Source organism: Streptomyces sp. SL06 (assembly GCF_058244745.1).
Map to the genome: position 1 here is coordinate 3745233 of NZ_JBSYOT010000002.1, position 21993 is coordinate 3767225.

General features: G+C 71.4%; 21 protein-coding genes and 1 pseudogene. 14 read left to right on the forward strand and 8 right to left on the reverse strand.

Annotated elements, in window-relative coordinates:
- Nucleotides 1–154 precede the first annotated feature (154 nt).
- The gene (locus tag AC4IHM_RS17085) at nt 155–1006 is read right to left on the reverse strand and encodes a helix-turn-helix domain-containing protein (protein WP_490867894.1); all 852 of its coding nucleotides are present in this window, start codon (nt 1004–1006) and stop codon (nt 155–157) included.
- A 15-nt stretch (nt 1007–1021) separates the two neighbouring features.
- Nucleotides 1022–1780, reverse strand: a complete 759-nt coding sequence (locus AC4IHM_RS17090) for a DUF6879 family protein (protein ID WP_490867895.1) — start codon at nt 1778–1780, stop codon at nt 1022–1024.
- A gap of 172 nt (nt 1781–1952) precedes the next feature.
- Here AC4IHM_RS17090 and AC4IHM_RS17095 point away from each other — a divergent pair, with 172 nt between their 5' ends.
- The 4 genes from AC4IHM_RS17095 (at nt 1953) to AC4IHM_RS17110 (ending at nt 3989) form a co-directional block, all read left to right on the forward strand.
- Nucleotides 1953–2156: a hypothetical protein gene (locus AC4IHM_RS17095; RefSeq protein ID WP_490867896.1), complete on the forward strand. Its 204-nt coding sequence runs from the start codon at nt 1953–1955 to the stop codon at nt 2154–2156.
- Nucleotides 2156–2371, forward strand: a complete 216-nt coding sequence (locus AC4IHM_RS17100) for a hypothetical protein (protein ID WP_490867897.1) — start codon at nt 2156–2158, stop codon at nt 2369–2371. The genes AC4IHM_RS17095 and AC4IHM_RS17100 overlap by 1 nt, the downstream gene beginning before the upstream one ends.
- A 392-nt stretch (nt 2372–2763) precedes the next feature.
- Nucleotides 2764–3264, forward strand: a complete 501-nt coding sequence (locus tag AC4IHM_RS17105; RefSeq protein WP_490867898.1) for a hypothetical protein — start codon at nt 2764–2766, stop codon at nt 3262–3264.
- 71 nt (nt 3265–3335) lie between these two features.
- Entirely contained in the window at nt 3336–3989 is a 654-nt protein-coding gene (locus AC4IHM_RS17110; RefSeq protein ID WP_490867899.1) for a class I SAM-dependent methyltransferase, read from the forward strand.
- 417 nt (nt 3990–4406) lie between these two features.
- Here the strand turns inward: AC4IHM_RS17110 and AC4IHM_RS17115 are convergent, their stop codons facing one another.
- Nucleotides 4407–5051: a dihydrofolate reductase family protein gene (locus AC4IHM_RS17115; RefSeq protein ID WP_490867900.1), complete on the reverse strand. Its 645-nt coding sequence runs from the start codon at nt 5049–5051 to the stop codon at nt 4407–4409.
- A 230-nt stretch (nt 5052–5281) separates the two neighbouring features.
- Here AC4IHM_RS17115 and AC4IHM_RS17120 point away from each other — a divergent pair, with 230 nt between their 5' ends.
- Nucleotides 5282–6769, forward strand: a complete 1488-nt coding sequence (locus AC4IHM_RS17120) for a peptidoglycan D,D-transpeptidase FtsI family protein (RefSeq protein ID WP_490867901.1) — start codon at nt 5282–5284, stop codon at nt 6767–6769.
- A 37-nt stretch (nt 6770–6806) separates the two neighbouring features.
- Here the strand turns inward: AC4IHM_RS17120 and AC4IHM_RS17125 are convergent, their stop codons facing one another.
- On the reverse strand, nt 6807–7166 hold the full coding sequence (locus tag AC4IHM_RS17125; protein WP_490867902.1) for a winged helix-turn-helix transcriptional regulator: 360 nt from the start codon (nt 7164–7166) through the stop codon (nt 6807–6809).
- A gap of 78 nt (nt 7167–7244) precedes the next feature.
- Here AC4IHM_RS17125 and AC4IHM_RS17130 point away from each other — a divergent pair, with 78 nt between their 5' ends.
- From AC4IHM_RS17130 to AC4IHM_RS17160, 7 genes are all read left to right on the forward strand, one after another.
- Nucleotides 7245–8126 carry a DUF2797 domain-containing protein gene (locus tag AC4IHM_RS17130; protein WP_490867903.1) on the forward strand — a complete coding sequence of 294 codons (882 nt, stop codon included), beginning with the start codon at nt 7245–7247 and terminating at the stop codon, nt 8124–8126.
- Between the two features lie 84 nt (nt 8127–8210).
- A complete protein-coding gene (locus tag AC4IHM_RS17135; protein WP_490867904.1) occupies nt 8211–9116 on the forward strand; it encodes an amidohydrolase family protein in 906 nt (301 codons plus the stop codon).
- A 77-nt stretch (nt 9117–9193) separates the two neighbouring features.
- Complete coding sequence (locus AC4IHM_RS17140) at nt 9194–9934, forward strand: response regulator transcription factor (RefSeq protein WP_490867905.1); 741 nt, start codon at nt 9194–9196, stop codon at nt 9932–9934.
- Complete coding sequence (locus AC4IHM_RS17145) at nt 9931–11493, forward strand: ATP-binding protein (RefSeq protein ID WP_490867906.1); 1563 nt, start codon at nt 9931–9933, stop codon at nt 11491–11493. Before AC4IHM_RS17140 ends, AC4IHM_RS17145 begins: the two co-directional genes overlap by 4 nt.
- Before the next feature lie 14 nt (nt 11494–11507).
- Complete coding sequence (locus AC4IHM_RS17150; protein WP_490867907.1) at nt 11508–12875, forward strand: bifunctional glycosyltransferase family 2/GtrA family protein; 1368 nt, start codon at nt 11508–11510, stop codon at nt 12873–12875.
- A complete protein-coding gene (locus AC4IHM_RS17155) occupies nt 12872–15088 on the forward strand; it encodes a glycosyltransferase family 39 protein (RefSeq protein WP_490867908.1) in 2217 nt (738 codons plus the stop codon). Before AC4IHM_RS17150 ends, AC4IHM_RS17155 begins: the two co-directional genes overlap by 4 nt.
- Before the next feature lie 33 nt (nt 15089–15121).
- Nucleotides 15122–15880 (forward strand): TetR/AcrR family transcriptional regulator, encoded by a 759-nt coding sequence (locus AC4IHM_RS17160; protein ID WP_490867909.1) that lies wholly within the window; start codon nt 15122–15124, stop codon nt 15878–15880.
- A gap of 43 nt (nt 15881–15923) precedes the next feature.
- Here the strand turns inward: AC4IHM_RS17160 and AC4IHM_RS17165 are convergent, their stop codons facing one another.
- Both AC4IHM_RS17165 and AC4IHM_RS17170 read right to left on the reverse strand, forming a co-directional pair.
- On the reverse strand, nt 15924–16394 hold the full coding sequence (locus AC4IHM_RS17165; protein WP_490867910.1) for a PPOX class F420-dependent oxidoreductase: 471 nt from the start codon (nt 16392–16394) through the stop codon (nt 15924–15926).
- A 9-nt stretch (nt 16395–16403) separates the two neighbouring features.
- Nucleotides 16404–16811 (reverse strand): STAS domain-containing protein, encoded by a 408-nt coding sequence (locus tag AC4IHM_RS17170; RefSeq protein WP_490867911.1) that lies wholly within the window; start codon nt 16809–16811, stop codon nt 16404–16406.
- 215 nt (nt 16812–17026) lie between these two features.
- Between AC4IHM_RS17170 and AC4IHM_RS17175 the strand changes: the two genes are divergently transcribed.
- Both AC4IHM_RS17175 and AC4IHM_RS17180 read left to right on the forward strand, forming a co-directional pair.
- Nucleotides 17027–17773, forward strand: coding sequence for an ANTAR domain-containing protein (locus AC4IHM_RS17175; RefSeq protein ID WP_490867912.1), 747 nt, complete (start codon nt 17027–17029; stop codon nt 17771–17773).
- Between the two features lie 18 nt (nt 17774–17791).
- Nucleotides 17792–18493, forward strand: a complete 702-nt coding sequence (locus tag AC4IHM_RS17180) for an ANTAR domain-containing protein (protein WP_490867913.1) — start codon at nt 17792–17794, stop codon at nt 18491–18493.
- Here the strand turns inward: AC4IHM_RS17180 and AC4IHM_RS17185 are convergent.
- Both AC4IHM_RS17185 and AC4IHM_RS17190 read right to left on the reverse strand, forming a co-directional pair.
- Nucleotides 18476–19298 (reverse strand): annotated as a pseudogene (locus tag AC4IHM_RS17185) (YceI family protein). The gene AC4IHM_RS17180 and the pseudogene AC4IHM_RS17185 overlap by 18 nt on opposite strands.
- Nucleotides 19299–19406: 108 nt before the next feature.
- On the reverse strand, nt 19407–21908 hold the full coding sequence (locus AC4IHM_RS17190; RefSeq protein WP_490867914.1) for an MFS transporter: 2502 nt from the start codon (nt 21906–21908) through the stop codon (nt 19407–19409).
- Nucleotides 21909–21993 lie beyond the last annotated feature (85 nt).

Consider the following 21993-nt stretch of genomic DNA (forward strand, 5'->3'; position numbering starts at 1 on the left):
CTCACGACGCCAGTCGGTCGATTGCGAGCCGGTGGTTGGCTGTGTCAGGACCCGGATTTGGTTGAGTTCGCCGAAGAGTTGCCAGAAGTAGGTCTCACGAAGTGAGCTGAGCGCATTCCTGGAACGTACATGCTGCTTCTCGGACGTGTCGGCCTCAGCGTGAGTTCAACGCCCGTCTCGCTGCATTGATGAGGTTCTGCGCGTCAACGCCGTACACGGCGGACTCCCGGAGCGTCTTCCATGTCCGCAGATAGGTGTCCACGCTGGCTTCGTCGTCGATCCACAACTCCGCGTGCCAGTTCTCGATGATCACTTGGCGGTCATCGTAGATCCAGAAGGCGGTGGCCGGGGGAATCTTGAGAGAGGCGGACATCGGGATGATCCCCAGCTCTACGGTGTCCAGGCCGACGGCTCCTGCGAGACGGTCGAGCTGAGCCGCAAGCACCGACGGCGGACAGATCAAGGAATGAAGGGCGGCCTCCCACAAGAGGAGGTGGAAACGCTTCGAGGAGTCGTACAGCGCTTCTTGCCGCTTCATGCGGGACCGGACTGCTTCCTCGGTGTCGCGCGGCGAGCGCTGTAGCTCTGCGTATCTCGTGAAGATCGACCGGGCGTAGTCCGGCGTCTGGAGAATACCGAAGATCATGGAGGATTCCCAGCCACGGAACACCGAGGCGTCGGCATGAGCGCTCAGGTGGGTGTCCTGGACCGCCTTGTGCCCCGAGGCCAGCTGCCGCCGCCATGACCGGATGTGCGACTCGAAGCCCCGGAGGCGCGCGAGCAGCTCGTCGTACGCCTCGGGCTGGCCGGTTGCCTCCGCCCACTTGCGCAGGTCATCGGGAGTAGGAGTCTGCCTGCCGTTCTCCAGCCTGCTGACCTTGGACTTGTTCCACCTGTACTGCTCGGCGAGCTCCGTACCGGTGAGCCGGCCCCCAGGGGCGGAGAGCCGGAGTTCGCGCAGCCGTACCCCGAGTGCTTCCCGTGCCTGTTGGTAGTCCGTGCTCACCGGTACGCACCTGCCTCAGTCCTCCTTCGCGGTCAACCGTGCCGCGAATTCTTCGTACGGGATGGCATGATGCAGCGCCGCGTCGCGCGCCATGGCGTACCGCAGTACTGCCGCAGGCTCCGTGATCAGTTCGACGTTGACCAGGTTGTCGGCGTCGTCGAAGTTGAGCAGAGCGACCAGCCGGGAGTCGAAGAGCCAGAAGTCTTCGGCGGGCAGGCCGAGCCCATCGGCGTTCGCTCGCCAGAGATTGAGGATCTTCTCGCCGACGGCGCTGTTGCGACGTGCGTTGTCGAGCAGATAGAGCTGGCCTGCGGTAGGCGGGTTGTCGACGATACGGACACGCTCGAACCGCTTGCCGAGCCCGGTCTGCTCTCGGCGCTCCGCACACCACTCGGCGTCGACGCCCTCCCAGTTGACGGGCTCACCACGGGTGAACTGCGCGTACGTGTCCGTCAACTCGTCGGACGCATACCGGCGGCGGGTCTCCAGGCGCCACGCCGTGTGTTCGAACTGCGTGAAGAGCCGGTCGAACTGATTCAGTCCGATGATGTCCGGCACGCGGGTCACCTCCTTGGGAGCGAAGTCGACGAGCAGTTCGCGTGGTACCACGATTGGCACCTCACCCTCGTTGAGGTGCCGGAGCTGGGCGAAGTCGTCAGGGTCGGTGAGGGCCGGGCCGTGCACGATGACCTCACCTGTGTCGAGGTCTTCGTGAATGGACGGGCACCCGTTGACTCCGCTGCCTGTGCCGTTGAAACGCAGCCGTCGGGCCATGATCACGTCCTTCCGATGGGGACTGATCTCCCAAGCTTCCCCGAGGTCAGCGTCACCTGTTGGGGGTTCCGTCGACCCGCGTAAGCAACCTTGCGCAACCACGCCAGGTAGTCAAGCAACTTCGCGCAACTTCCATGGCGGTCCTCAACTCTGCGTCCCTAGCGTCCTGTTCATGCCTACGACGGAACTGCGGGACGTCGACCCGCACGCGGCAGTGGAGTCTCTGAGGGCGGCGCTCACCGAGGTCGGGATCGTCTTCCCTTCCCTCGGCGTCGACTTCGCGAACCCCGACCTGAAACTCGTCGAGCTGGGGCGCGTCCGCGCCGACGTAGCCGAACGACTGGCAGCAACACTTCGGCGAGGGGGCCGTGAGTGATGGCAACGAGAGAAGACGACGGCACCTTGGTCGTCGACACGAAGACGGACAAGATCGGCTACGTGATGGGGCACGCTGGCCCCTACGTCCAGCTCCGGCCCCCCGGCGGCGGACGAGAGTGGGACGCGGACCCCGACGCCATCCGGCAGGCCACGGACACCGAAGCGCTGCGCGCCCGTGTGACCGAGATGAACCGGGCGGAGCGCCTCGGATGACCGTGCCCGCCACCGAGACCTTGCCTCTGTCGGCTGAGTGCGCGCTCGCCGCCCAGTCTGACTACACGGACCTTCATCGCGAGTGCCGCCAGACCGAGGACATCCCGCTGCCCCACGCCCACGGCATCTGGCTCGTCCGCCGCTGCGGCTGCCCCCACCACGCCTATAACCGCAAGCGGCCCGCGCCCGTCGGTACGACCGGGGCAGCTCATCCAGGTCCTCGCTGACAGGGCGCCTCGACATCAGCCCACCCCGATACCCGTTCCGTTGAAGGATCACAAACCTCCGGCGGGGTGGGTCTCCAGCCCCTGCCCCAGGTACCCCACCCTGCACAGGTTGCGCCTGGGACGGGTTACCAGCACGGCACGACACCTCCCAGAAAGGGAACGTCCATGACTGTCATGCTCGACAGCCCTTCCCACACCCGCGCCAGGGAACCGAAGGAGCTACTCAACGCCGTCCAGCCGCACATCAGGCACCTCACCGTCAACATCCTCGACAGCGGCATGAGTCTGTGGGACCGCGAGGTCGCCCTACTGCTGCGGGACCAAACGATGGTCCGCGACATGGCCGAACGCATCCTTGGCAACGCCGTCATGTACACCATCGGCTGCATGGAGCACCCCGAGGTCCACCTCGGGGTCGGCAAGCTCGTCGACATCGGTGTCCACCAGCTCATCCTCGACACGCCCGTGTGGTGGGCTCTGTGCGATGCGTACAACGAGGGCCGCTACAAGCACCACGCCCCGTTCATCGAGCGTCGCCGCGACGGGCTGTGCCTGCGCACGGCGGACTTCCTGAAGTCCATCGGCTTCGACATCGACGAGGAGCTGTGGGCCATCGACGGCACGGACTGCTCGCCGTGCGACAACAAGGTCCCCGACAGCCACTGAACGGCCCTACGCTGGCCCCTGTCCTCGGTCCCCCGGAGGACAGGGGCCAGCCCTTGCGAAGAGGAATCGCCTTGCCCGCACAACACGACATCGCCGCCGAGACTGAGCTGTGGGACACCTTCGCCGCTTCCGCCTTCAAGGAAGACGCGGAGCCGAGCTTCTGCTGGACCCAGTACGCCGGTCACGGACCTGGCCCAGAATCACTCGGCGATCCGCGCTCTGTACTGGAGATCGGCTGTGGCACCGGCCGCGCCCTCGCCTACCTTGCTCAGCGCGGCATCGCCGCTCGGGGGGTTGACCTGTCTCCCGTCATGGTCAAGAAGACCACCACGAAGTGGGCCAGCACCGGCGCGGAGTTCGTGTGCTCAGAGGCTCTGGAGTACCTGAGCGAGCACGAGGAGGTGTACGACGCCGTCTACTCGATCTTCGGAGCCGCCTGGTTCACCGACCCGGGCCGTCTCTTCCCGCTCGTCCGCCAGCGGCTCAAGCCCGGCGGCGTCTTTGTCTTCTCTCAGCCTCCAGCCATCCCCGGCGCGTACGGGCCGCAGGGCATGTACAAGGGAGGTTTCGCGGGCAAGGCGATGTTCACCTACCGCTACAGCTACCGCCCGGCCGTGTGGGAGCGCCTGCTCACCCGGGCCGGTTTCGCCACTGCCGACGCGCAGGTCCTCGACGCGCCTCACCCTGGGCACATCGGGACGCTTCTCGTCCGCGCGGTCGTTTAGTCATTCAGTGGTAGCGGAAACACCTCCCGGGCTGACCCTGAGAAGGAGCAGCAGGTCGAGCCCGAGGGAGGCTCCGGCCATCGCGTAGACCACCTTCCGAAGCGGGTTCCCGCCAATGAGAAGGCCCTCGATCGCCTCACCCGCCATGGCGATCGGGGGCTTTTTGTCGTCTCACGCGCGTCTCACACGGGTCTCACGGACGGGCGGAGAGAGGGCCGCCGGACGGTGACGCGCAGGGCTCCCATGGGCTCCACATGGATCACATGGAAGGCCGGGAAGCCCTTCATTGCACTACGGATCAGAAGGTTGCAGGTTCGAATCCTGCCGAGTGCACAGCGTGTCAGAGGCCCTGTGGATCACCTCACAGGGCCTCTGGCCTTTTCCTTGTCTATGCCGGCCGGCCGAACCCGCCGCAGGTCACCTTCGCCAGAACACGTGGTGCGTCACCCCGCTCGGGCTGGGGACGACGTCGAGGTGGAAACGGTCGAGCAGGTCGTCGGGGGAGTCCCAGAGCCGTACTCCCGACCCGTACTTCACCGGTGCGACGGCCACATGCAGGGTGTCGACGAGGTCGGCGTCGAGGAACTGCCGGACGGTGGAGACCCCGCCGCCGAGCCGGACGTCCTTGCCCTGCGCCGCCTCCCGTGCCTGCGCGAGGACGGTGGCCGGGTCGCCGTCGACGAAGTGGAACGTGGTGTCGGAGAGGGTGAACGAGGGGCGCTTGTGGTGGGTCAGGACGAACACCGGGGTGTGGAAGGGGGGTTCGTCGCCCCACCAGCCCTGCCACGTGTGGTCCTGCCAGGGGCCGCGCTGGGGCCCGAACTTGTTGCGGCCCATGATCTCGGCGCCGATGTTGCGGGCGTAGTCCCGCGTGAAGTAGTCGTCCAGGCCGCGGCTCCCCCCGGGTTCGGTGCGGTTGGGCCAGTGCGCCGTGGCGCCGGCCCAGGCGAACAGGCGCTCGGGCTCGACATGGCCGAACGGCCGCTCCAGGGTCTGCTCCTCGCCCGCACCGATCCCGTCACTCGATACGCCCAAGTTGTGCACTCTCAGTAGCTGAGTCATGTGTTCCATACCTTTCCTCCTGTGCTGGCGGCAATGGGTGATGAGACTCTCCGGGCCGGAAGAACTCATCGGTGCGCGCCCGGATCCGTCGCGGGACCGGCGCGGCTCCGGCGTTTCGGCGCCGAAGTGATCAGCGCTCCCAAGTGTGTCTAGGGTGTGCGCATGTTGCGAGGATCCGTCTTCATATCCCCCTGCACGCTCAACCGGTCGAGACTCGACGGAGGCCACCGGTGAACAAGCCGCTGAGGGCCGTGGCGATCTTCTGCGGCCTGCTGGTGCTCGGCCTGCTGATCCGTGCGAACTGGCTGCAGTACTTCCGGGCCACGGAGTTGGCCTCCGACACGAAGAACCGGCGGGTGCAGATCGAGCAGTTCGCCACTCCCCGCGGCGACATCGTCGTCGGCGGCCGGGCCGTGACCGGCTCCGCGGAGGTGGACGGCACCGACCTCAAGTACAGGCGCACCTACGCCGACGGGCCGATGTACGCGCCGGTGACGGGCTACGCGTCGCAGGCCCAGGGCATGACCCTGCTGGAGAAGACCTACGACTCCATCCTGACCGGCAAGGACGACCGGCTGGCCTTCCAGCGGTTCGCCGACATCGTCAGCGGTGAGGGCCGGCGCGCCGGGTCGGTGGTCACCACCATCGACCCGAAGGCGCAGCAGGCCGCCTGGAAGGGGCTGACCGACCTGAAGGGCGCCCGGGGCGCCGTGGTCGCGCTGGACCCGTCGACGGGGAAGGTGCTGGCCCTGGTCTCGGCGCCCTCCTACGACCCCTCGGAGTTCGCGGGCAGCACCTTCAAGGAGTCCGACCGGTTCGTGGCGCTCGACAAGCGCAAGAGCAAGCCGCTGGCCAACCGCGCGCTGCGGGAGACCTACCCGCCGGGCTCCACCTTCAAGATCCTCACCGCGGCCGCCGCCCTGGAGCACGGGGTCGTCACCGATGTCGACGCCGCCACGGACGCCGTCTCTCCGTACCCCCTGCCGCAGGCCTCCAACAGGATCGGCAGCGAGGCCGGTGACGCGGTCTGCGGGAAGGCCTCGATGAAGACCGCCATGCAGTACTCGTGCAACAACGTCTTCCTCGACGCCGCCTCCAGGGTGGGGCAGGACAAGATGCGTGAGACGGCCGAGAAGTTCGGTTTCAACGAGGACGTTTACTCCGATGACTTCGGCGACCTGCTCGCCACCAGGAGCCTCTACCCCGAGGACCTCGACGCACCGGGCACCGCGCTCACCGGCATGGGCCAGGGCAGCCTCACCAGTACGCCGATGCAGATGGCCATGGTCACCGCCGCGCTGGCCAACGACGGCAAGCTGATGCAGCCGTACGTCGTCGACGAGATCCGCGGCCCGGACCTCAGCACCCTGGAGAAGACCCAGCCCGCGGTGATGAGCGAGGCGGTCTCCGCCGAGACCGCGCAGAAGGTCCAGCAGATGATGGAGTTCACCGCCAAAGAGGGCAGCGCCCGCCGCGCCCAGATCGACGGCATCACGGTCGGCGGCAAGACCGGTACCGCGCAGCGCGGTGTCAACGTGGCCGACGAGGTGCCCTACGGCTGGTTCGTCTCCTACGGCAAGAAGCAGGACGGGGCGTCCGTCGCCGTGGCGGTGTTCATCGACCCGACCGACATGGACATCTCCCGCGAGGACATCTCCGGCGGCGGTCTCGGCGCGCCCATCGCCCGCAGTGTCATGAAGGCGGTCCTGGAGCAGTGACGCCCGCGCGCACAGAGCAGGAGCGGGTGGCGGTGTGTCAGGCCTTCGCGGCGTCGTACGTCTCGCGGGCCTTCTCGACCGCCGCCATCCGCCGCTCCGTCCACCGCGCGAGGGCCCGGACCTGTTCGGCGGCCTCCCGGCCGAGGTCCGTGAGGGAGTAGTCCACGCGGGGCGGGATCACCGGCTTGGCGTCCCGGTGGACCAGGCCGTCGCGCTCCAGCGTGCGCAGAGTCTGGGCCAGCATCTTCTCGCTCACCCCGCCGATCGCCCGGCGCAGTTCGCTGAAGCGGTAGGTGCGCTCCAGCAGGGCGATCAGCGCCAGGGTGCCCCAGCGGCTGGTGATGTGCTCCATGACCAGGCGCTCGGGACACAGCGGGTCACTTTCTTCCATGCCCATACGGTACGTCGGTGCCGGTACCGGCCGACGCCCGGAGTACGAGGGCGTTGTCAGTGGTGGGTTCTACTCTCGACGGTGATGGCACAGGCATGGAAGTGCTCGGGGCTGCGGTGGGCGGCGGACGGTCCCGGGCTGATGTGGGTCGGGGGGCGGCGCAGCGCGCTGGACCGGGGGAAGCGGGTGGCCTTCGGGGTCGTCGCGGGGGGTGTGCGCACGTGTGCGGGGGCGCGGGGGCACGCGTGCCCGGCGGGGGTGGCCGTGCCGGGGCGCAGTACGGGGGCGCGGTGCGAGGAGTGCGCGCGGCTGGACCGGGCGCACTCCGTGGCCGCCGACACGATCGCCGACGACCCCCGGCCGTACCGCGTGTACCTGGCGTGGTTCGGGCCGGGGCTCGTCAAGGTGGGGATCACCGCGTACGAACGCGGAGCCGCCCGGCTGCTGGAGCAGGGGGCCGTCTGTTTCAGCTGGCTGGGCAGCGGACCGCTGATGGCCGCCCGGCGGACCGAGGAGCTGCTGCGGGCCGCGCTGCGGGTGCCCGACCGGATCCCCTACGCCCACAAGCGCGCGGTGCGGGCCGCGCTGCCCGTCTCCCGGGCGGAGCGGCTGGCCGAGATCGCGGAGCTGCACGCGCGCGCGGCGGCGCTCGGCGGCCGGCCGGAGTCGCTGACGCCGGAGCCGTTCCGGGGCGTGGACCACGCGGGCGTCTTCGGGATCGCGGACGCGGACCGCGGCCGGGCCGCCGTGGGGGAGGTGACCGAGCTGGTGGCTGGCGGGGCGGTCGGCGGTGAGCTGGTGGCCGCCGCCGGGCCGGATCTGCACCTGGCGACGGAGCGCGGGGTCGTCGTCCTCGACACGCGGCTGATGACGGGGTGGGAGCTGGTGTCCGCCGAGGGGGAGCCGTGCACCGTCCCCGTGCGACCGCTCAAACGAGCGGCCGGAGTACAGGACGGCCTCTTCTGACCTCGTTTGTCACAACCTCCCCTCTCCCCCGTTCCCAGACCTCGCCCCCTTGTCCGCAGGCGTGCCGGACGCGATCGTGGCCCCATGAGCGATCACGAGGCCGGGCAGGTCCGCCGGTTCTGGGAAGGGCTCGGGCTGCCCGGACTGCTCGACGTGCACACGCACTTCATGCCCGAGCGGGTGCTGCGCAAGGTGTGGGGCTACTTCGACGCCCTCGGCCCGCTGACCGGCGGCGTCGAGTGGCCGATCACCTACCGGCGGGACGAGGAGGAACGCACGGCGCTGCTGCGGGAGTTCGGGGTGCGGGCCTTCACCGCCATGCTGTACCCGCACAAGGCGGGCATGGCCCAGTGGCTCAACGGCTGGGCGGCGGACTTCGCCCGGCGGACCCCCGACTGCCTGCACACCTCCACCTTCTTCCCGGAGCCGGGCGTCGAGACCTACGTCCGCCGCGCCGTCGAGGAGGGGGCGCGGGTCTTCAAGGCGCATGTCCAGGTGGGGGCGTACGACCCGGCCGACGAGCTGCTCGACCCGGTCTGGGGCGTCCTCGCGGAGGCGGGCGTCCCGGTCGTCGTGCACTGCGGGTCCGGGCCCGCGCCCGGCAAGCACACCGGGCCCGAGCCGATCGCGCGGGTCCTGGCCCGGCACCCCCGGCTGCGGCTGGTCGTCGCGCACCTCGGGATGCCCGAGTATGAGGACTTCCTCGACCTCGCCGAGCGGTACGACGAGGTGCGGCTGGACACGACCATGGCGTTCACCGACTTCGGCGAGCGCCTCGCCCCCTTCCCCGGGCGGGCGCTGCCCCGGCTGGCGGACCTCGGCGACCGGGTCCTGCTCGGATCGGACTTCCCCAACATCCCGTACCCCTACCTGCACCAGTTGCGCGCGCTGGAGCGGCTGGAGCTGGGGGACGCGTGGCTGCGGGGCGTGTGCCACGACAACGCGGCCCGGCTGTTCTTCGGGCCGTCGGAGCGCCGAGCGGGTTCCTGAGAGGCCCCTGTGGGTTTCTCAGAGAAATCACAGCTTGGGGAAAGGGTGTTCTCAGAGCCCCCCGACATCGTGGCCCCATGACCACGATCTCGCCCCAGGGGCGCACCGAACTGCTGAGGCCGGACGGGAGCCCGGTCCGGGTGCTCGTGGTGGACGACGAGCAGTCCATCACCGAGCTGCTGTCCATGGCCCTGCGCTACGAGGGCTGGCGGATCCGCAGCGCGGGTGACGGACACGGAGCCGTCCAGGCCGCGCGCGAGTTCCGGCCCGACGCCGTCGTACTGGACATGATGCTGCCCGACATGGACGGGCTGAGCGTGCTGGGGCGGCTGCGCCGCGACCTGCCGGACGTGCCGGTGCTGTTCCTGACCGCCAAGGACGCGGTCGAGGACCGTATCGCCGGGCTGACCGCCGGCGGGGACGACTACGTCACCAAGCCGTTCAGCCTGGAGGAGGTCGTCGCCCGGCTGCGCGGACTGATCCGGCGCTCGGGCGCCGCCGACCGGCGCTCGGAATCCGTGCTCGTCGTCGGCGACCTCACCCTGGACGAGGACAGCCACGAGGTCACCCGGGGCGGCGACGGCATCCACCTCACCGCCACCGAGTTCGAGCTGCTGCGGTTCCTGATGCGCAACCCGCGGCGCGTGCTGAGCAAGGCGCAGATCCTGGACCGCGTGTGGTCGTACGACTTCGGCGGACAGGCCAACGTCGTCGAGCTGTACATCTCGTATCTGCGCCGGAAGATCGACGCCGGTCGCGAGCCGATGATCCACACCCGGCGCGGCGCCGGCTACCTGATCAAGCCCGCGGTGTCATGAGCGGGCGGCGACGACCGAGGCCGCGGACCCTGCGGACACGGCTCGTTGTCGCGTCGGTCGCGCTGATCGCGGTGGTGTGCGCGGTGATCGGCACGGTGACGACGCTCGCGTTGCGCTCGCATCTTTACGACCAGTTGGACGGACAGCTGGGGGAGGTCGTGGCCCGCGCGGCCGGCTTCGGTCCGGCCGACGACCCCGCGGCGGGCGGGAACAAGGGCCCGCAGCGGATGGACCTCGACGAGTTCGTCACCCGCGGGCCGCAACCGCGCGGCACGATCGTCGCCGACGTGCGCGACGGGGTGGTCGTCGACGCCAAGTTCGGCGAGGACTCCGACGAGAGCACCGACCTCAGCGGCATGACGGCGGTCTCCCTCGACGAGGCGCAGCGCACCGCGCTGGCCGCCGCCCCGAAGGACGGCGGGGCGCACACCGTGGAGGTCGCCGACCTCGGCACCTACCGCGTGGAGTACCGCGCGGGTGCCGGCGGCAGCTACTACGTCGCCGTCCCGACCTCCGGTGTCGACGGCACCGTCAACACCCTGATCCTCGTGGAGGCCAGCGTCACCGTCGCCGGCCTCGTCGCCGCCTCCCTCGCCGGGACCGTCATCGTCGGCGTCGCCACCCGCCCCCTGCGCAGGGTCGCCGCCACCGCCACCCGGGTCTCCGAACTGCCCCTGCACTCGGGCGAGGTGAACCTCGACGAACGCGTCCCGGAGGCCGAGTGCGACCCGCACACCGAGGTCGGCCGGGTCGGGGCCGCGCTCAACCGGATGCTGGACCACGTGCACGGGGCGCTGCACGCACGCCAGGAGAGCGAGACCCGGGTACGGCAGTTCGTCGCGGACGCCAGCCACGAGCTGCGCACCCCGCTCGCCTCCATCCGCGGCTACGCCGAACTCACCCGCAGGGGAGGGGAACAGGTCGGACCCGACACCCGGCACGCGCTGGGCCGCATCGAGTCCGAGGCCGGCCGCATGAGCCTGCTGGTCGAGGATCTGCTGCTGCTCGCCCGCCTGGACGCCGGGCGGCCGTTGCGGTTCGAGCACACCGACCTCGTACCGCTCGTCGTGGACGGCGTCAGCGACGCCCGCGCGGCCGGACTCGGCCACAACTGGCGCCTCGACCTGCCCGACGAACCCGCACTGGTCTGCGCGGACGCCGCCCGGCTCCAGCAGGTGCTGGTCAACCTGCTCGGCAACGCCCGCAACCACACCCCGCCCGGTACGACCGTCACCGCGCGCGTGCGGTTCAACGGGCCCTGGCTGTGCGTGGACGTCGAGGACAACGGGCCGGGCATCCCGGCCGAGTTGCTGCCGCACGTCTTCGAACGGTTCGCGCGCGGCGACTCCGCGCGGTCCCGCGCGACCGGCTCGACGGGCCTCGGGCTCGCCATCGTGCAGGCCGTGGCGACCGCGCACGGCGGCGGCGTGACGGTCGACAGCGCGCCGGGGCGGACGGTCTTCACCGTGCATCTGCCCGCGCTCCGCGACCAGGGCATCGCGCGAACGCACTCACAGGCGCAGCACAGCCTCGCCACACGGGTGCGACAGGGGACGTGAGGAGAGTCGGTGCCATGCGAACCGACTCTTCTCCCGGCTCCCTGCCGGCGCGGGAGCACCTCCCGGCCGCGGACGCCGGTACGCCTGTCCTGGACGTAGTGATCCCCGTCTACAACGAGGAGAAGGACCTCGGGCCGTGCGTCCTGAGACTGCACGAGCACCTCACGCGGACGTTCCCGTACGCCTTCCGCATCACGGTCGCGGACAACGCCTCCACGGACGCCACCCCGCACGTCGCGGCGCGGCTGGCGGCGCGGCTCGCGCAGGTCAGGTCCGTCCGGCTGGAGCAGAAGGGGCGGGGCCGGGCCCTGCGGACCGTGTGGTCCGCCTCGGACGCCCCCGTCCTCGCCTACATGGACGTGGACCTGTCCACCGACCTGAACGCGCTGCTGCCGCTGGTGGCGCCGCTGATATCCGGTCACTCGGACCTCGCGATCGGCTCCCGGCTCACCCGCAGCTCGCGGGTCGTGCGGGGTGCCAAGCGGGAGTTCGTCTCCCGCACCTACAACCTCATCCTGCGCGGCTCCCTCCAGGCCCGCTTCTCCGACGCCCAGTGCGGCTTCAAGGCGATCCGCCGGGACGTGGCCCAGGTGCTGCTGCCGCTGGTGGAGGACACCGGCTGGTTCTTCGACACGGAGATGCTGGTGCTCGCCGAGCGTGCCGGGTGCCGGATCCACGAGGTGCCGGTCGACTGGGTCGACGACCCGGACTCCACGGTGCACATCGTGAAGACGGCGACCGACGACCTCAAGGGCGTGTGGCGGGTCGGCAGGGCCCTGGCCACCGGTTCGCTGCCGCTGGACCGGCTGGCCCGGCCGTTCGGCGACGACCCGCGCGACCGGGAGCTGACGGACGTACCGCAGGGGCTGGCCCGGCAGCTCGTCGGCTTCTGTGTCGTCGGCGCCCTGTCCACCCTCTGCTACCTGCTGCTCTACAGCGGCTTCCGGCTCTTCGCCGGCTCGCAGCTCGCCAACGCGCTCGCCCTGCTGGTCTCGGCGGTCGCCAACACCGCCGCCAACCGGCGGCTGACCTTCGGGGTGCGGGGCCGCGGCGGTGCCGTGCGGCATCAGGCGCAGGGGCTGGTCGTCTTCGGTATCGGTCTCGCCCTGACCAGCGGTTCGCTCGCGGCCCTGAGCGCGGCGAGCGCCGATCCGGACCACTCCACCGAGCTGGCGGTGCTGATCGCCGCCAACCTCGCGGCGACCGTGCTGCGCTTCCTGCTCTTCCGCGCCTGGGTGTTCCCGGACACGCCGGACACGCCGGACACGCCGGACACGCCGGGACCGGAGCCTCACCTCACGCAGCCGTACCGCGCCTGGAGCGAGACCACCGTGCCGCCGCGGCCGGCGCACTTCGACACCGACCCGAGGGACGCACGATGACGACGCACTACGACCCGACGGCCCACGCGGGGGACACGCGTCCCCCGGACGGCCCGGACGGGGGACCGCCGCCGGCGGCACCGCCCGCGCCCCGCCGGTCCCTGTCCCCCCTGTCCCCCCTGTCGCTGCCCCGCAGACTGTGGCGGGGACGCCCCGAGGACCCGCGCTGGGTGCGCCCGGCCTTCCTCGGCCTGCTCCTGGCCACCGCCCTGCTCTACCTCTACGGCCTGAGCGCCTCGGGCTACGCCAACTCCTTCTACTCGGCGGCGGTGCAGGCCGGCAGCCAGTCCTGGAAGGCGTTCTTCTTCGGCTCGCTCGACGCGGGCAACGCCATCACCGTCGACAAGCCCCCGGCCGCCCTGTGGCCGATGGCACTGGCGGTCCGGGTCTTCGGCCTCTCCTCCTGGTCGATCCTCGTCCCCGAGGTGCTGATGGGCGTCGCGACGGTCGCCGTCGTGTACGCGTCCGTGCGCCGCCGGTTCAGCCCCGCGGCCGGACTTATCGCGGGCGCCGTGCTGGCGCTCACGCCCGTCGCGGCGCTGATGTTCCGGTTCAACAACCCGGACGCGCTGCTGGCGCTGCTGATGTCCGTCACCTGCTACCTCGTCGTCCGCGCGCTGGAGGACGGGCGCACCAAGTGGCTGGTGTGGGCGGGCGTCGCGATCGGCTTCGCATTCCTGGCGAAGACCCTCCAGGCCTTCCTGATCCTGCCTCCGCTGGCCCTGGTCTACGGCGTCTGCGCCCCGGTCCGGCTGAAGCGGCGGCTGGGCCAGCTCGCGCTGGCGACCGCGGCGATCGTCGTCTCCGGCGGCTGGTGGGTCGCGATCGTGGAGCTGTGGCCGGCGTCGTCCCGCCCGTACATCGGCGGCTCGCAGAACAACAGCTTCCTGGAGCTGACCTTCGGCTACAACGGCCTCGGCCGGCTCAGCGGCGAGGAGACCGGCAGCGTCGGGGGCGGCGGCGGAATGGGCGGCGGCGGACAGTGGGGTGAGACCGGCTGGGACCGGATGTTCAACTCCGAGATCGGCGGCCAGATCTCCTGGCTGCTGCCGGCCGCCCTGATCCTGCTCGTCGCGGGGCTGGTCGCCACGCGCCGGGCCGGCCGTACCGACACCGCCCGCGGATCCCTCCTGGTCTGGGGCGGCTCGCTGCTGATGACCACGGCCGTCTTCAGCTACATGGCGGGCATCTTCCACCAGTACTACACGGTGGCCCTCGCGCCCTACCTGGCGGCGGTGGTCGGGATGGGAGCGGCGCTGCTGTGGGAGCGGCGCGAGCGGATCTGGGCGTCCCTGGCGCTGGCCGCCGCCGTCACGGCGACCGCGGCCTGGGGGTACGTCCTGCTCGACCGCACACCCGAGTACCTGCCCTGGCTGAGGTGGCTGGTCCTCGTCGGCGGCCTGGTCGCCGCGCTCGGGCTCGTCTTCGCCGGGCGGCTGGGGCGGCGGACCGTGCTCGCGGTGGCGGGCCTGGGCGTCGCGGCGTCGCTGGCCGCGCCCACCGCGTACACGCTGAGCACCGTGCGGGAGGGGCACAGCGGCTCCATCGTCACGGCCGGCCCGTCCGGCGCGAGCACGATGGGCGGCCCGGGTGGCGGAGGCGGCCGGGGCGGTGCTCCCCAGGGCGGCGGCTTCCCCGGCGGCGCGAACGGGCAGGGCCAGGGCCGGGGCGGTCCCGGCAACGGCGGCTTCCCCGGCGGCGGAACCGCTCCGGGCCAGAACGGACAGGGCAACGGCGCCCCCGGCACCGGCCAGGCCCCGAACGGCTCCACGGCCCCGAACGGGCAGACCGGCGAGGGCGGTCCGGCAGGCGGCGGTGCCGGCGGTGCGGGCGGCGCCATGGGCGGCCTGCTCAACGGCGCCCAGGTCGACTCCCAGGCCAAGAAGCTGCTGGAGACCGACGCCGACCAGTACACCTGGGCCGCGGCCGCGATCGGCTCCCAGAACGCCGCGAGCTACCAGCTCAGCACCGGCGACCCGGTGATGGCCATCGGCGGATTCAACGGAACGGACCCCTCACCGACCCTGGCCCAGTTCAAGAAGTACGTGGCGGACGGCCGCATCCACTACTTCATCGGCGGCTCGGGCACGGGCGGCGCCATGGGCGGCGACTCCGGCAGCTCGGCGCAGATCACCTCCTGGGTGCAGGCCAACTTCAAGGAGCTCACGGCCGGTTCGGCCACCTTCTACGACCTCACCCGGCCGACGGGCTGACCGGCGCCCGGCGCGGCGGGGGAGAATGCGGGCATGGTGAAGTCGGAGCGGCAGGGGCCGCGGGCGAGTGTCTGGCTGGCGGGCGAGGAACGCCGGGGCGGGCGGCGCGGCGGGCAGCCGTCCGGCCTCGACCGGGACAGGATCACCGAGGCCACGGTGCGGCTGCTGGACGCCGAGGGCCTGGCCGGGTTCTCCATGCGCCGGCTGGCCGCCGAGCTGAACGTCACGGCGATGTCCGTCTACTGGTACGTGGACACCAAGGACGACCTGCTCGAACTCGCCCTGGACGCCGTCTTCGGCGAACTGCGCCACCCCGGGCCGCAGGCGGACGAGGACTGGCGGGGACAACTGCGCGCGCTGGCCCGGGAGAACCGCACGCTGCTGGTGCGCCACCCCTGGCTGTCCCCGCTGCTCGGCACCTATCTCAACATCGGGCCCCACGCGCTGGCCTTCTCCCGGGCGGTGCGGGCCGCCATGCGCCGCAGCGGCCTGCCCGCGCACCGCGTGACCGGCGCCCTGTCCGCCGTCTTCCAGTTCGTCCACGGCTACGGCACCGTCGAGGGCCGCTTCCTGGCCCGCGCTGCGGACACCGGTCTGACGCCGGACGAGTACTTCCAGGACTCCTTGAGCGCGGTGTCCGGGTCGCCGGGCACCGCGGGCGTCGTCGCGGAGTCCCGGGACATCATGGCGGCCCGCGACGGCGACACCGTCGCGGATCTGCTGGACCGGGACTTCGAGTTCGCGCTCGACCTGCTCGTGGCGGGCATCGAGGCGATGGCCGAACGCGGCTGACCGGCCCGCGGCCTGCGCTCGGCCGCCGCCGCGCCCCCGGCGGTCAGCCGTCCGACGCCAACCGGGCCGGGAAGCCACCCGTCGCCACCGGCCCCCACTTCTGCGGGGTCACCCGGAGGATCGACTTGCCCTGCTCGACCATGGCCCGCCGGTACTCGTCCCAGTCGGGGTGCTCACCGGCGATGTTGCGGTAGTACTCCACGAGGGGTTCCACGGACTCGGGCGGGTCGACGACCTCCGCCGTGCCGTCGACCTGGACCCAGGGGCCGTTCCACTCGTCGCTGAGCACGATGAGGCTGACCCGCGGGTCACGCCGGGCGTTGCGGGTCTTGGCCCGCTCGGGGTACGTGGAGATCACGATCCGGCCGGAGTCGTCGACCCCGCAGGTCAGCGGCGACCCCTGCGGGCTGCCGTCGGCCCGCCGGGTCAGCAGGACCGCCCGGTGCCGGGGGCGTACGAAATCCAGCAACTCGTCCAGGGAGACTCGGGTGTTCGTCGCGATGTTCGGTGCCATGCCGCCAGCCTAGGCCGCGGCCCCGCCCTCCGGCCCGGTCCCCGATCCGCTCCAGGCCCCGTTCTCCGGCCGCAGGGCCTCGGCGAGGTTGTCGTACACCGGCACGTCCCGGCGCAGGCCGGACAGTTCGAGGACACGGCTCGGTACGCCCTTCGGGGCGGCCACCACCCGCAGCCGGGCGGGTGCGCGCAGCCGGCGGTGGACGGCGTCGAGGAGGCGCACGCCCTGGGAGTCCATGAAGCGGGTCTCGGTCAGGTCCAGGACGAGCAGGCGCAGTTCCTCGGACCGCCGGTCCACGGCGGCCGTGATCAGGGCGAGCAGCCCCGTGGCATTGCAGAAGTCGATCTCACTGGGCATGGCGAGCACGGCGCAGCCGGGCGGCTCGCACGGTTCGCGGCGCTGGGGAAGGAAGGTCACGGCACTCACCTGACAAACGTCCGTCGGGCTTTTGGCTGGGCCGCTTCCTGACCCGGTCCCATTCCAACACGCGAGGAGCCGGTACGGAAGGCGCCCGCCCCTCCTTCGGCCGGGCGTCACCGGCACGCAACCAAGCAGCTAAAGTGCTGTTCGTCCTGTGCTCGCAGTCGGGAATGTGCTGCGGAGCTCTCCTGCGCACGGCCGTTTGGCCGCGCATGCCGAAGAGGTTCGTGGTGGCTGCGTCCGAATTTACTGATTTGCCGCGTTTTCCGGTGGGCTTCGAGCTGGCCGAGGCCCTGACCGCGGCGGCTCGGCAACTGCATGGGCCGGGCACCCCGGACCGCACCCTGGACACGGCGGTCGGGCTGGCGGTGCGCCTCCTGCCCGGCGCGGAGCACGCGGGCATCTCGGAGATACAGCGCAGCGGCCGGCTCCGCACACTGGCCTGGACCGACGAGGCCGTACGGTTCGCCGCCGAGCCCCGGCACGGGGTCCGCGAGCCGCACCCGGACTGGGAACACCTGTGGACCACCCCCGTGGTGCGGACGGCCGACAGCGAGGCCGGCGGCGAGAACCTCCTTTCGGTCCTCGGCCTGCGCTCGGCGCTGTCGCTGCGGCTGCGCGCCGACCGGCGCCGCCTGACGGTGCTGACGGCCTACGCCCGCAAACCGCACGCCTTCGACGACGACGCCACCCGCATCGGCCGGCTGTTCACCGCGCACGTCTCCCTCGCTCTGGACTCGGCGACCGTGCGCGAGCAGCTCACCGAGGCGATGCGCACCCGGGACCTGATCGGCCAGGCCACCGGCATCCTCATGGAGCGCCTGGACATCGACGCGGCCGGCGCCTTCGACTCCCTGGTGAGGGCCTCCCAGCGGGAGAACGTGAAACTGCGCGACCTCGCCCGCCGCATCGTCGACGCGAACACCGGTGCGGGCGGACGAGGCGTCAACGAGCGGTGAGGGGATATCCGTACGGGCATGACCTCGGAGACACCCGACACCCTCGACCGGGCGATGGCACGCAGCCAGGGCCTCGACACCCTGCTGCGCGATCTGACCGACCGTGCGGTCGCGGCGGTGCCCGGCGCCGTGGCCTGCTCGGTCACGGTGAGCAGGGCCGACCGGCTGATGACCCTGGCGGGCAGCGCCGGCCTGCCCGGCGGCCTGGACCTGCGGCAGTACGAGAACGGCTCGGGCCCCTGCGTGGACGCCGCCGAGACGGAGAGCGCGCACTACGCCCCCGACCTGGCCACCGAGTCCCGCTGGCCCGCCTACACCCGGTACGCGCTCGCGGCCGGTGTGCGCTGCGTCCTGGCGCTGCCGCTGGCCGTCGAGGGCGAGACGGGCGCCGCGCTCAACCTCTACGGCCTCGAACCCGACGCGCTCGCGAGCGGGCGCGAGACGGCGGGCGTTTTCGCGGGGCGGGCCGCGGCCGCCGTGAACGAGGCCCTGCGCATCGAGCGGCAGCAGGCCTCGGCGGCCGACGTGCGCACCGCCCTGCTCTCCCGCAGCGTCATCGACCAGGCGGTCGGCATGCTGATGGCCCGCGAGCGGATCGACGCCCACCGTGCCCTGGAGCGGCTGCGCCGGGCCTCGCAGGACCGGAACGTCAAGCTCCGGGATCTGTGCGGAGAGTTGGTGGCTCGGGCGTCCGGCGGCGCCTCACGCGGCCGGCAGTGACTCCCCCTGGACCGCCTGGATGTCCAGCTCGATCCTGAGTGTCGTGCCGATGGCGGCGATGCCGGCCTGGACGACCTGGTTGTAGTTCATGGCGAAGTCCTCGCGGTACAGTTCGGTCGTCGCGCGGAACGCCGCCCGGGTGCCGCCCCACGGGTCGGCGCCGGTGCCGAGGTAGGCCAGGTCCAGGTCGACGGCGCGGACGACGCCGTGCAGGCCGAGTTCGCCGCGGACGGTCCAGCGGTCCGGCCCGGTCTCCGAGACCCCGGTGGAGCGGTAGGTGATCTCCGGGAACCGCTCGAACGTCCAGGAAGTCCGCGGAGCGCAGATGGGTGTCGCGCGTGCCGTTGCCGGTGTCGATGGTGGCCGCCCGGATCACCGCCTCCACCCGGGACTTGGTGACGTCGTCCGGCGCGATCTCCACCGTGCCGGCGAAGTCGGTGAACCGGCCGCGCACGCTGGAGATGCCGAGGTGCTGGGCGATGGCGGCCACGCTGGAGTGGGCCGGGTCGATGGTCCACGGGCCGGGCGGCGGCAGCTCGGTGCCGCCCTGGCGGGCCAGCGTCACGGTGCCGACCTCGGCCCGGCCGCTCGCGGTGACGATCGCGCTGGAGGCGGCGGGCGCGTAGCCGACGGCGGTGACGATGACGGTGTACGCACCGGGTGCCAGCGTGGTGGTGTCCCGGACCGCGCCCTCGGGGTCCGCCTCGGCGCGCAGCACCTGAGCGCCGGTCATGTCGGTCATCGTGACGACCGCGTGCGACACGGCCCATCCGTCCCGCGTGCGGATTCTCGCGGTCAGTCCCATCCCGTTTTCTCCCTGCGAAGGCTTGAAACTGGTCATGAAAGAAACCGGCCCGCGGCGGCGGACGCGTCTCCGCTCGGAGCGCGCACGCCGCCGCGGGCCGGGGCCCGGTCACTCGCCGGGGTGGGCGAGTTCGATGTCGTGGCCGTCGACACCCGGGCCGGCGACCGTCAGGGCCGTCGCCACCGGCGGGTAGCCGGTCGCGATGACGGTGTACTCACCGGCGTCCAGGTCGGTGAAGGCGTACGCCCCGTCCGCGCCGGTGGTGGCCGTGCCGACCACGTTGCCGGCCGCGTCGACCAGGGTGACGCGGGCGTCGGACAGCGGACCGTGCGGCGCCCGCACGACGCCCTCGACCTGTGCCCCGGCGTCGAGTTCGACCTCGACGTGGGTGACCCCGGTGCCGCCGACCTCGACGGGCAGGGCACGCGGCCGGTAGCCGGGGGCGTTGACCGCGACGGTCACCGTGCCCGGCACCAGTTCGGTGAAGGAGAACTCGCCCTGCTCACCGGTGGCGGCGGTGGCCAGCAGGTCCCCGCGCACATCGGTCACGATCACCATGGCGTCCTTGACCGGCAGCCCGCTCTCCAGGGCGCGGACCAGTCCGGTCAGCCCGCTGGTGCCGCTGAGCAGGATGTCGTAGGCGACCGGCTCGTCGTTCACGACGATCGTGGAGGCCTGCGGCTGGAAGCCGTCGGCGGAGGCGATCAGGACGTACGACCCCGCGCTCGGCGCGTCGAGGGTGTAGGAGCCGTCGGCCTGGGCGACCGAGCGGCCCAGTTGCCGGCCCGCCAGCGAGATCAGCGTGACCGCGGCCTGCGGGACCGGGGCGGACTCGGCGCCGCGGACGAAGCCGCGGACCGCGATGCCGCCGGAGACGGGTGCCTCCGGCTCACCGGAACCGGTCGCCGTGGCGACGGCGGCGAGCTGCTGCGTGGCCGCGGGCCGGGCACCGGCGTCGGCGACCGAGGCGACCGAGCCGTCCGGGGCGACCGGAGCATCCGCCGGCGCACCGGCCGGGACCGGCTCGTCGGCGACCCGGACCGCCTCGGCCGGGGCCGGGGCCCCGGGAGGTGCGGTCTCGGCGGCGGCCTCCGCCGCCTGGGCGAAGGCGCCCGTGGTGCGCAGCGGGACCTCCTTGATGAACAGCGTCACCAGGAAGGCGAGCAGGGCGATCGGCGCGACGTACAGGAAGATGTCGGCGATGCCGTGCCCGTAGGCGCTCGCCAGCCAGTCGCGGATGCCGGGGGGCAGCAGGTCCATGTCGGGCAGGGCGGTGCTCCCGGAGGCCTTGGCGGCCGCCGCCTGCTCCTGCGGGCTGAGCTGCCCGATGGTGTCCGCGGCGTGGTGGGCGATCCGGGTCGACATCACGGAGCCGAGCACCGAGACGCCCACCGCACCGCCGAGCGAGCGGAAGAAGGTGACCGTGGAGGACGCGGCGCCCAGGTCGCCCGGTGCCACCTGGTTCTGCGTGCAGAGCACCAGGTTCTGCATCATCATGCCGACGCCGAGACCCATCAGCGCCATGAAGATGCCGATGTGCCAGTACGGGGTGTCGTAGCGCATGGTGCTGAGCAGACCCAGGCCCGCGGTCAGCAGCACACCGCCGGCCAGCAGCCAGCGCTTCCACTTGCCGGTCTTGGTGATGACGATGCCGGAGACCGTGGACGAGAGGAACAGACCGCCGATCATCGGAATCGTCATGACGCCCGACATGGTCGGGGACTTGCCCCGGGCCAGTTGGAAGTACTGGCTGAAGTAGACGGTGCCCGCGAACATCGCGATACCGACGAACAGCGAGGCCAGCGAGGCCAGCGAGATGGTGCGGTTCCTGAACAGCCGCAGCGGGATGATCGGCTCGCTGGCCCTCGACTCCACGAAGAGGAAGATCAGCGACAGCGCGATCGCGCCGCCGACCATGGTTGCGGTCTGCCAGGACATCCAGGAGTACTTGTCGTCGGCGAAGGTGACCCAGACCAGCAGCAGGCAGACGGCCGCGGTGACGAAGAAGGCGCCGGCCCAGTCGACCTTGACCTTCCGCTTGAGCACGGGCAGGTGCAGCGTCTTCTGCAGCACGATCAGCGCGATGATCGCGAAGGGCACGCCGACGTAGAGGCACCAGCGCCAGCCGAGCCAGCTGGTGTCGGTGATGACGCCGCCGAGCAGCGGACCGCCGACGGTCGCGACGGCGAAGGTGGCGCCGAGGTAGCCGGAGTAGCGGCCGCGCTCACGCGGGGCGATCATCGCGGCCATGATGATCTGCGCCAGGGCGGACAGACCGCCGGCGCCCAGGCCCTGGATGCCTCGCGCGGTGATCAGCATGCCCGGGTTCTGCGACAGGCCGGCCACGACGGAGCCGATGACGAAGACGAGCAGGGCTATCTGGACCAGGGCCTTCTTGCTGAAGAGGTCCGCGAGCTTGCCCCACAGGGGAGTGGAGGCGGTCATCGTCAGCAGCGAGGCGGTGACGACCCAGGTGTAGGCGCTCTGGCCGCCGCCGAGGTCGCCGATGATCTCGGGCAGCGCGTTGGTGACGATGGTCGAGGACAGGATCGCGCAGAACATGCCGAGCAGCAGCCCGGACAAGGCCTCCATGATCTGCCGGTGCGTCATCGGAGCGTCTCCGGAGGAGCCTCCCCCGTGCTTGGCATGAGCCCGCACACCGGCTGGTGTGGTCGTTGCCATGGACTTCCTTTGC